This is a genomic window from Mycobacterium sp. 141, assembly GCF_000382405.1.
GTDB lineage: Bacteria > Actinomycetota > Actinomycetes > Mycobacteriales > Mycobacteriaceae > Mycobacterium.
This window is the reverse complement of the sequence record NZ_KB908262.1, coordinates 152438-162544: the sequence shown is the minus strand read 5'-3', so window position 1 is coordinate 162544 and position 10107 is coordinate 152438. Positions and strand designations below refer to the sequence as shown.

The 10107-nt window shown below is 67.5% G+C and carries 11 protein-coding genes; 6 read left to right on the top strand and 5 right to left on the bottom strand.

Annotated elements, in window-relative coordinates:
- Together H276_RS0113300 and H276_RS0113295 are read right to left on the bottom strand one after the other, a co-directional pair.
- On the bottom strand, positions 1-193 hold a 193-nt coding region (locus tag H276_RS0113300), incomplete at its 3' end, for a hypothetical protein (RefSeq protein ID WP_026356953.1).
- Positions 190-618, bottom strand: coding sequence for an MmpS family transport accessory protein (locus H276_RS0113295; protein ID WP_019971805.1), 429 nt, complete (start codon positions 616-618; stop codon positions 190-192). The genes H276_RS0113300 and H276_RS0113295, both read right to left, overlap by 4 nt.
- A gap of 152 nt (positions 619-770) precedes the next feature.
- Here H276_RS0113295 and H276_RS0113290 point away from each other — a divergent pair, with 152 nt between their 5' ends.
- From H276_RS0113290 to H276_RS0113280, 3 genes are all read left to right on the top strand, one after another.
- Positions 771-1370, top strand: coding sequence for a TetR/AcrR family transcriptional regulator (locus H276_RS0113290; protein WP_019971804.1), 600 nt, complete (start codon positions 771-773; stop codon positions 1368-1370).
- Positions 1371-1509: 139 nt separating this feature from the next.
- On the top strand, positions 1510-4110 hold the full coding sequence (locus H276_RS0113285; RefSeq protein WP_051111435.1) for a LuxR C-terminal-related transcriptional regulator: 2601 nt from the start codon (positions 1510-1512) through the stop codon (positions 4108-4110).
- Positions 4111-4235: 125 nt separating this feature from the next.
- Entirely contained in the window at positions 4236-4676 is a 441-nt protein-coding gene (locus H276_RS0113280; protein WP_019971802.1) for an SPW repeat protein, read from the top strand.
- Between the two features lie 100 nt (positions 4677-4776).
- Here H276_RS0113280 and ilvD read toward each other — a convergent pair whose 3' ends face one another.
- Complete coding sequence (ilvD, locus tag H276_RS0113275; RefSeq protein ID WP_051111434.1) at positions 4777-6513, bottom strand: dihydroxy-acid dehydratase; 1737 nt, start codon at positions 6511-6513, stop codon at positions 4777-4779.
- Between the two features lie 77 nt (positions 6514-6590).
- Between ilvD and H276_RS0113270 the strand changes: the two genes are divergently transcribed.
- Positions 6591-6920 carry a metal-sensitive transcriptional regulator gene (locus H276_RS0113270; protein ID WP_019971800.1) on the top strand — a complete coding sequence of 110 codons (330 nt, stop codon included), beginning with the start codon at positions 6591-6593 and terminating at the stop codon, positions 6918-6920.
- On the opposite strand, the gene H276_RS0113265 is transcribed toward H276_RS0113270, so the two are convergent.
- Both H276_RS0113265 and H276_RS0113260 read right to left on the bottom strand, forming a co-directional pair.
- Positions 6917-7216: a thiamine-binding protein gene (locus H276_RS0113265; protein WP_019971799.1), complete on the bottom strand. Its 300-nt coding sequence runs from the start codon at positions 7214-7216 to the stop codon at positions 6917-6919. The two genes, H276_RS0113270 and H276_RS0113265, sit on opposite strands and share 4 nt — an antisense overlap.
- A 9-nt stretch (positions 7217-7225) precedes the next feature.
- The gene (locus tag H276_RS0113260) at positions 7226-7615 is read right to left on the bottom strand and encodes a PPOX class F420-dependent oxidoreductase (protein WP_019971798.1); all 390 of its coding nucleotides are present in this window, start codon (positions 7613-7615) and stop codon (positions 7226-7228) included.
- 64 nt (positions 7616-7679) lie between these two features.
- Here H276_RS0113260 and H276_RS0113255 point away from each other — a divergent pair, with 64 nt between their 5' ends.
- Together H276_RS0113255 and H276_RS0113250 are read left to right on the top strand one after the other, a co-directional pair.
- The gene (locus H276_RS0113255; protein ID WP_019971797.1) at positions 7680-8906 is read left to right on the top strand and encodes an MFS transporter; all 1227 of its coding nucleotides are present in this window, start codon (positions 7680-7682) and stop codon (positions 8904-8906) included.
- Between the two features lie 141 nt (positions 8907-9047).
- On the top strand, positions 9048-10061 hold the full coding sequence (locus tag H276_RS0113250) for a L,D-transpeptidase family protein (protein ID WP_019971796.1): 1014 nt from the start codon (positions 9048-9050) through the stop codon (positions 10059-10061).
- The last annotated feature ends 46 nt before the right edge of the window (positions 10062-10107 follow it).

The window sequence follows — 10107 nt, the reverse complement described above, 5'->3', positions numbered from 1 at the left end:
AGCGCATTTCCCCCACCTCTTCGAGCTGGGGGACGATCACGTTGAGTACCGCGATGACGGCGATCCAGCCGAGGATGATCGGCAGTGCCAGGCGCCGGATCCACTTGGCGATACCGCTGCGCTCGGCGGCGTGCTTGGGCGGTGGGTTCGCCGGGAACGCGTCGGTGGGCGCGTCGTGGGTGGGGGTGCTCATGCAGATTTCACCAAGCAGAAAGTCTGGGCGTTGACGCCGGTGGAGGTGTGTTGATCTTTGAGTTCGTCGTCGACGGTGATCCGGCAGCTGATCGTGTCACCGTTGCCTTGGGCCACGATGTTGGGAAACACCGACGGCGCGGTGCTCTGCAGGCGCAGTGTCCACGGCAGCGCCGCGCCGTCGACGCGCTGTGGTTGGGCGTCGAGGTCGAGGTAGTTGATGTCGGCGGTGGCGCCGGGTTCCCCGGTGATCTCGTAGACCACGACCTTGGGGTCGAACGGCTTGGTGTCATCGACTTTCGCGCTGGCGACCCCCGAACCATCACCGGCCCCGAAGAAGGTACGGACCCGCATCACGGTGAACGTCCCGATCGCCACCACCACCACGATGAGCACCGGAATCCAGAACCGTCTCAAGAGCTTCATGTCCGCTCAGCCTTTCGGGTGCGAGGCCAGCTATCCTTGCCGTACGACAAGTGAAACCTATACAGTCGGCTAACTTCAATCAAGTCGGTTGAGTTATTGGTGGTGTGACGCGAGACGCCCTTGGGTAGGCTCCTGGCGACGAAGGGACGAGTGTGGCGAAGGCCGTGGCGCCGCGCGGGTTCGCGCGTGAACGGGTGCTGGAAGCCGCGCTCGCTTTATTCGCAGAACACGGAGTCAACGGCACGTCCCTGCAGATGATCGCGGACCGGCTCGGCGTCAGCAAGGCTGCTGTCTACTACCAGTTCCACTCCAAGGACGAGATCGTCCTGGCCGTTGTGCAGCCGGTGTTCGACGATTTGTCCCGGTTGGTCAGGCTCGCCGAGACGATGTCGACACCCGACGCGCAACGTGAGGTCGCGGTCAACGGCATGGTCGAACTCGCGGTACGCCACCGCAGGGTGACCGCCGTGTTCCACGGTGACCCGGCCATCGATAATCTGGTCAACAGCCGGGCCGACCTGGGTGAGATCATCGAGCAGCTCACCGTGATGCTGCTCGGCGATGACCCCGACATCACCACCCGGATCGTCATCTCCCTGCTGGCATCCGGGATCTACGGCAGCGCAACCGATCCCAAGCTCAGCGACGTCGGCGACGCCGACCTGCAGCAGGTGCTCCTGGATTGCACGCAGCGGTTGCTGGCAACGCAACGCGGAGGCGACGATCGCCGGGAGCTTACTCCATCCCGGTGACCCGGTGACGAGCCGTCGGCGACGCCAGACGTCATCGCCGCAGATGCTCGGCGGTATCGAATGGGTGGGTCGATAACGGTCCCTGTGAGCGTTTCGCGCCCTATCCTGACCTCGGGCAACCCGGTTTGCGAGGGACGGTATGAGGCTGACGGGACGCAGCGATGAGCTCGGCGCCATCCGTCGAGTGCTGCACGGCAGCAAGCATTGCGGGGTGATGATCGTCGGCCCCGCAGGTGTGGGCAAGACCGCCCTGGCCCGTCAGGCGCTCAGCCAGGCCGCCACCACCGGTGACCGGACCAGCTGGTTCGTCGGCACCGAATCTGCCCGCTCGCTGCCTCTGGGTGCCTTCACCGGGGCCATCAGCCAGGACATGTGCGACCCGCTGCCCAGCGTCCGTAGGCTGATCGATTCCTTTGTCGCCCAACAACACCAACGGCGCAGCATCATCGGGTTCGACGACGCCCACCTGCTCGACGAGCTGTCCGCCCACGTGCTGCACCAGCTGGCCCAGACTCGCGGGGTGCGGTTGGTGGTCACCGCCCGGACCGGCGGCACCGCCCCCGATGCCGTCACCGCACTGTGGAAGGACGGCCTGCTGGCCCGGCTGGACCTGGAGCCGCTCTCGGCGGAGGCGACGCGCGCATTCATCGAGTCGACGCTCGACGGGGCGGTCGACAGCCGCAGCGCGCGACGGTTCTGGAAGCTTACCGGCGGCAACGCGCTGTATCTGCAGCAGGTGCTCAAAGATCAGATCGACGGCAAACGCCTGCGCCAAGTGGCCGGGGTGTGGATATGGGACGGCGACCTGGCTGTCTCGCAGAGCATCACCGACATGGTCGGCAGCCACCTGGACCGGTTGCCGTCCGGCCCGGCCATGGTCGTCGACCTGCTGTCGCAATGCGAGCCTCTCGACGTCAACGTGCTGTGCGATCTAGTCGGCCGCGGGGATCTGGAGGCCGCCGAGACGCGGCGGGTGGTCACCGTCGAACGCAACGGGTCGCGGTTGCAGGCCCGGCTGGCCCACCCGCTCTACGGTGAACTGCGCCGCTCCACTGCCGGTGAGATGTACCTGTCCGGGTTGCGGGGCCGGCTCGTCGAACGTCTGTCGTCGCAACCCGACGGGGATCTGCACGCCACGGTACGGCGCGCGCTGCTGATGCTCAGCTCGGACCTCAAGCCCGATCCGCAGCTTTACCTGGACGCCGCCCGGGCCGCGATGACGCTGCTGGATCCGCATTCCGCGGACCGGTTCGCCGCCGCGGCCGACGAGTGTGGCGCCTACGAGGCCGCGCCGATGCGTGCGATGTCGCTGCTGCTGCTCGGCCGAGGCGCCCAGGCGGAAACCGTACTGGCCCAGATCAGTTCGGATGGGCGGCCCGACGCGCATCATTGGGCGACGCTGCGCGCCGCCAACCTGACCTTCATGCTGGGCCGCCCCCGCGATGCCGCGGCCATCCTGGAACAGTTGGCCGCCGGCCCGGAGTCGGACAGTGAGCGGATGGCCCGCACGGCGATCCAAGCTGCCGTCGACGCAGTGCTCGGGCACTGCGAAGCCGCGCGAGACAAAGCCCGCGCGGCCATCGCATCGGGGCTGCTCACGGACTACCACGCGATGGTCGCGGCAGTGGCACTGACGATGGCGCTGGGTGCGCTGGGCGAGGTCGACGATCTCACCGCGGTGGCCACCGATGCGATCGACCGGGCGATCACATCCTTCGAGTCGTCGCCGGCGCGGTTCTGGTTCGGCGGGGTGTACGCACGGGCCTGCCGGCTGACTGGCCGCATCGACCAATGTGTGAGCAACGCCCGGCAATTGGCTGATTCGGCGCGGGATCTCCCCGGCCTCGCGCAGGCCAACCTGGCGTTCCTGCTCGGCCATGCCGAATTGGCCCGTGGCGCGATAGCCGAGGCGGTCGGGTTGCTGCACGAGGCGCTCGCTGGAGTCGAAACACACGGTGGTTCAACAGGATTGCGTCCGGCCAGCTGTTTCGGCCTGGCCGAGGCGCATGGCAAGTTGGGGCAGGCCGACCAGGCGGCCGAGGCGTTGGCGCAGGCCAAGCAGTGGGTACCCGACGACTACGTGTTCATGCAGACCAATCTCTCCCTGGCGACCGGCTGGGCCCTGGCCGCGGGCGGCTCGTTGACCGAGGCCGTCGGACTCGTCCGCACCGCCGCCGTCCAGGCCCGCGAACGTCGCCAGCCCACCCATGAACTCGCCTGCCTGCAGGCGGCGACACAGTGGGGTGACAGCTCGGGCGCCGCCCGGGCCACCGAACTGGCGGCCGAGTTGGCACTCCCGCTGGCCGATGCCGTTGCCCGCCATGCCGCGGCGCTGGCTGCCGGCAACGGGCCCGGCCTGCTGGACGCGTCGGCGCGGTACCAGGCGATCGGCGACCGCGTGACCGCCGCGGACGCCGCAGCCCAGGCCGCGGTTGCTTTCAGTGGTTCCGGACAAGGCAAACGCGGCCTCTACGCCGCCGCGGTGGCTCGCCAACTCGCGACCGACTGCGGCGGCATATGCACGCCGGCCCTGCGTCATCCGGCAGGCCAACCGCTGACCCAAAGGCAGCGGGAGATCATCGAATTCGTCGTCGCCGGGCTGTCGAACCGGGAGATCGCCGAGCGCCTCGTGATGTCGGTGCGCAGCGTGGAGGGCCATCTGTACCGCGCCTGCCAACGGGTAGGAGCGAGCTCACGTGAGGAACTCGCCGCGATCGTGCGGGGCGGCTTTCGCGGGTAGTCGCGGCGTGCCGTCCGCGCGCCAATCTCGCCCGCTCCGACCATTGCGAACGCGCGTAATCTGGTCAGTGATGGATGGGTGCGGCAGGGCGGAAAACCCTTGTCGCGTAACGGAAGGGGTAAAAGATGGCCACGGTCCATTCGTCAATCGATCAACACCCCGACATCCTGGCGCTACGGGCCCGTTATGACCGCGTCGCCGAGTCGATGGCTGCACAGGCGACCTTCGGCCTGACGTTGATGGCCGCGCTCTACGTCGCCTTGTCGCCGTGGATCATCGGGTACCAGGGCTTCACTCGGCTGTCGGCCAACGACTTGTTCGTCGGCGGCACCGTCGGGGTTCTGGCCCTGTGCTTCGGTTGCGCACTCGACCGCAGCCACGGCATGACTTGGACACTGCCGTTCTTCGGTGTGTGGCTGGTTATTTCACCGTGGATCTACGTCAGCGGGCCGACCGCAGGCATGATCTGGTCGCACGTGCTCAGCGGGGCGGTGGTTTTTGTGCTCGGCCTGTACGCGGCGTACCTCGGTATGCGCGTGCGTAGCTCAGATGCGCGGCACGCCTGAGCCGGACCAGTAGCCTGCCCTTGCACCGCGAGCGTGCGCGTCTGCCGGCCGGCACACCGTAAAACGTCGGCATTCCACGCACGCTCGGCAGTGCAAAGGGTTATGTGCAGACTGCGCCGACAGCGGCAGACTGCACCAGCTTGGTGTACTTGGCCAGCACGCCGGTCTTGTACCGCGGGGGCAGTGGCTCGAAACCAACTTTCCGGGCTTCGAATTCGGCGTCGTCGACCAACACGTCGAGCGTGCCGTTGGCCACGTCGAGGCGGATCCGGTCACCGTCGCGCACGAATGCGATCGGCCCGCCGTCCACGGCCTCGGGGGCGATGTGCCCGACGCACAAGCCCGTCGTCCCGCCCGAGAACCGGCCGTCGGTCATCAGCAGTACATCCTTGCCCAGCCCGGCGCCCTTGATCGCGCCCGTGATGGCCAGCATCTCGCGCATGCCCGGTCCGCCCTTGGGGCCCTCGTAGCGGATGACGACGACGTCGCCGTGGGTGATGGTGCCGTCCTCCAGCGCGTCCAGGGCAGCCCGCTCGCGCTCGAAAACCCTTGCGGTGCCCTCGAACACATCGGAGTCGAAGCCCGCTGACTTCACCACGGCACCCTCGGGGGCCAGCGAGCCGTGCAGGATGGTGATACCCCCGGTCGGGTGGATCGGGTTGTCAAGAGCGCGCAGCACCTTGCCGTCCGGATCCGGCGGGGCGATGTGCGCGAGGTTCTCGGCCATCGTCTGGCCGGTGATGGTCAGGCAATCGCCGTGCAGCAGGCCGGCATCCAGCAGCGCACGCATCACCACGGGCACCCCGCCGATCTCGTCGACGTCCTTCATGACGTGGCTGCCGAACGGTTTCACGTCGGCCAGGTGCGGAACCTTGTTGCCGATGCGGGTGAAATCGGCCAGGGTCAGATCAACCTCGGCCTCGCGGGCGATGGCCAGCAGGTGCAGCACCGCATTGGTGGACCCGCCGAAGGCCATGACCACCGCGATGGCGTTCTCGAAAGCTTCCTTGGTCAGGATGTCGCGGGCGGTGATTCCGCGCCGCAGCAGTTCGACGACGGCGTGGCCGGACTTGCGGGCGAACTCCTCGCGCCGCTTGTCCACGGCAACCGGTGAGGCGCTGCCGGGCAGCGACATCCCGAGGGCCTCTGCCGCCGACGCCATGGTGTTGGCGGTGTACATGCCGCCACACGCACCCTCACCCGGACAGATCGCGCGTTCGATGATGTCGACGTCCTCGCGCGACATCAACCCACGCGCGCACGCGCCGACCGCCTCGAAGGCGTCGATGATGGTGACTTCCTTCTCGGTGCCGTCGGTCAGCTTGGCGACGCCGGGCATGATCGAGCCGTTGTAGAAGAAGACACTCGCCAGGTCGAGCCGGGCCGCCGCCATGAGCATGCCGGGGATCGACTTGTCGCAGCCGGCCAGCAGCACGGTGCCGTCGAGGCGCTCGGCCTGCACCACGGTCTCGACGCTGTCGGCGATCACCTCGCGGCTCACGAGCGAGAAGTGCATGCCTTCGTGCCCCATCGAGATGCCGTCGGACACCGAGATCGTGCCGAACTCGAGCGGGTAACCCCCGGCCTCGTGCACGCCGTCCTTGACCGATTGCGCGAGCCGCTGCAGCGACATGTTGCAGGGCGTGATCTCGTTCCACGACGATCCGACGCCGATCTGCGGTTTGCCCCAGTCGTCGTCGCCCATTCCTACTGCGCGGAGCATTCCCCGGGCCGCGGCCTTCTCCAGGCCGTCGGTGACGTCGCGGCTGCGCGGCTTGATATCCGGCAATGAGCCGCTTGCGCGAAGACCAGAATTCGACAATGAGTCTGAGGGCATGCAAGCAGTATGCCCGCGCCGTTTCTCCCGGCCAAACCAGTATTCATACCCCGGAGGGGTACCGGTATGCTGGTCTGATGGATGTGACTGAGGGTTCTGGGGCAAGTGGCGGCACGCCGCCCCAAGCTCATGGTTACTCGGCCCAGAAGGAGAACTACGCCAAACGGCTGCGCCGGATCGAGGGACAGGTCCGCGGCATCGCGAAAATGATCGACGAGGACAAGTACTGCATCGACGTCCTCACCCAGATCAGCGCCGTCAACAGTGCACTGCAGTCGGTGGCGCTGGGGCTCCTCGACGAGCACCTCGGCCACTGTGTCACGCGGGCCGTCGCCGAGGGTGGGGACGAGGCCGAGGCCAAACTCGCCGAGGCGTCGGCCGCGATCGCGCGCCTGGTGCGGTCCTAGCTGCCGAGTTCGCGCTCGATGCGCTGCACCTTCGCGGTGAGCTGGCCGGTGTAGCCCGGACGAATGTCGGCCTTGAGCACCAGGCTGACGCGCGGGGACACCGCAGCCACAGCCTCGACGGCGCGCTTGACCACCGCCATGACCTCGTTCCATTCACCCTCGACGTTGGTGAACATCGCGTTGGTCTCGTTGGGCAGGCCTGATTCGCGGACCACCCGTACGGCTTCGGCCACGGCGGCGCCGACTCCGCCGGACTCATCACCACCCATGGGGCTGACGCTGAAGGCGACAATCATGTCGCGCCCCTAGTGCTTGCTGTACAGAGTCGGACGGACCACGAGGACCACGCGGTCGGCGGCATCCGGCGGCACCTCGGTCAGCGAGCCGCTGTAGCGGTCGTTGAGCTTGAGGTAGAACGCCGCCGTCGGATCCGGGACGATCTCCTCGACCACACCCCGGACCTCCAGGTAGCGGTACGGATTGTCGGGATCGTGGATCGACATCGCGACCTCGGGATGCGCCGTCACGTTGCGGTATTTCTGCCGTTTGGTGGTGTGGGTGAAGCGCAGCCGCGAGCCGTCCCAGTCGAACCACATCGGATTCACCTGAGGCGTGCCGTCCGGCCGGGTGGTGGCCAGATGACCGAACAACGGCCGATCGAGCAGGTCTTCGAACCCCTGCGGTACAGCAACCATTACGCATCCTTTCGGTTCGGTTGGCCGAAACTGCAACGCCAAGCCATTACCGTGGCATCCCATCATGACCGTCGAGTTGTCGTCGACACCCGCCCGCCCGTGGACTGCCCGCGTCGGCGTATCGCTCACGGTGCTGGCGGCCTCGGCGTTCATCTACGTCACCGCAGAGATCCTGCCGGTCGGCGCGCTGCCGGTGATCGCCGCGGATCTGCGGGTCAGCGAAGGTCTGGTCGGCAGCCTGATGGCCTGCTATGCATTGGTCGCCGCGGCCACCACGGTGGGGCTGGTGCGGTTGACCGCGAACTGGCCGCGGCGCCGCACGTTGCTTGCGACGCTGGTGTGTCTGACTGTGTCCCAAGCGGTTTCGGCTGTTGCGCCGAACTTCGCGGTGCTGGCCGGCGGCCGGGTGCTGTGCGCGCTGACACACGGCCTGATGTGGTCGGTCATCGCGCCGATCGGCGCGCGGCTGGTGCCGCCCAGCCATGCCGGCCGGGCCACCGCGGCGGTCTACGTCGGTACGGGTCTGGCCCTGGTCGCGGGCAATCCGCTGACCGCGGCGATGAGCGAACTGTGGGGCTGGCGGTCGGCCGTCGCCGTGCTGGCAGCCGCCGCGGCGTTGGTGACGCTCGCGGCGTTGGTGACGTTGCCGCCGATGCCGGTGGCCCGCGACGACGTGCGCGCCCGGCCGGTGCACCACCGCAACACCCGGCTGATGACGCTGTCGGCGCTGACGTTCATCGGGGTCACCGGGCACTTCATCGCCTACACGTTCATCGTGGTGATCATCCGGGACGTGGTCGGCGTGCACGGCCCGCAGCTGGCCTGGCTACTGGCCGGCTACGGCGTCGCCGGGCTCATCGCGATGGCCGCCATGGCCCGGCCCCTGGACCACTGGCCCAAGGCTTCGGTGGTCGCGTGCCTGGCCGCGTTGGCCGCCGCCCTGGTGGCATTGACGACGCTGGCGTTCGATGGCGGCGCCGACCTGACGACGGTGCTGGTCGGGGTGGCTGCCGTAGTGGTGTGGGGTGCCGCGTCGACGGCATTGCCGCCCATGCTCCAGGCGTCGGCGATGCGTACGTCGCCCGAGGATCCGGACGGGGCGTCCGGGCGCTACGTGGCCGCATTCCAGGTCGGCATCATGGCCGGTTCGCTGGCCGGAGGCATGATCTACGACAACGCCGGCCTGCCCGTCATGATCGCTGCCGCCGCCGCGCTGATCACCGTCGCGATGGTCGGAGTGCTGGCCACCCGAGGCCTCTTCAAGGTTTCCTGCGTGACCGGCGGGAAGTAACGCCTGACACGTGTGCGACGACTGACAATGCAGTTCAGCGCCGTGATGCGGCCGGAGTCGGGGCGTGACGGTCTCTGTAAGCAGTAGCTGGTCTCTGCGCTGTGCGACACTGGAACGAGTTCTGCTGTCTGGAGGTAACCTATGCCGAAATCGGCAAAACGTGGACTGATCACGGTTTTCATGGCCGCGGGATTGGTCGGCGGGCTTGTGTTGAGCCCGTCCGCACTGGCGGAGCCTGACTCGTCACCGGTGCCCGTCGACCCAGCTTTCCCGCCGCCACCCCCGGGCGTGCTGCCTGCGCCTGACGCGAATGCGGCGGCCGACCCGCTTGCGCCGGGCGCACAACCGGCGGCCGTTGCACCGGCGGCCACCCACTACGGAGCCCCCGCGGTCATCTCCGGCGATACCCCGGCCGGCCAGAACCCGACGCCGTACACCGGCGACCCGGTGTTCCTGCCGCCCACCTTCAACCCGGTCAACGGATCGATGGTGGGAGTGGCCAAGCCGATCTACATCCAGTTTCAGCGGCCCATCGCCGACCGCAAGATGGCCGAGGACGCGATCCACATCTCGTCGAACCCGCCGGTTCCCGGCCGGTTCTACTGGGTCAACGACACCCAGGTGCGCTGGCGTCCCCAGGACTTCTGGCCGGCCAACACCGTGGTGAACATCGACGCGGCGGGCACCAAGTCCAGCTTCCGCGTCGGTGACTACCTGGTGGCCACGGTCGACGACAAGGCCCATCAGATGCAGGTCATGCGCAACGGGAAGCTGGAGAAGACGTTCCCGGTATCGATGGGTAAGCCCGACGGCAAGCACGAGACCAAGAACGGCACCTACTACGTGCTGGAGAAGTTCCCCAGCATCGTCATGGACTCGTCCACCTACGGCGTGCCGAATACGTCGCCGGAGGGTTACAAGCTGACGGTGCAGGACGCGGTCCGCATCGACAACAGCGGTGCGTTCGTGCACAGCGCCCCGTGGTCGGTGGCTGACCAGGGCAAGCGCAACGTGAGCCACGGCTGCATCAACTTGAGCCCGGAGAACGCGCAGTGGTTCTACGACAACTTCGGCAGCGGCGATCCGGTCGTGGTCAAGAACTCCACGGGCCTGTACAACCAGCCCGACGGTGCGTCTGACTGGCAGATCTTCTAAGAACTTGAGCCGGCTGGTGACGCGTCACCAGCCAGCTCAAGGTCCA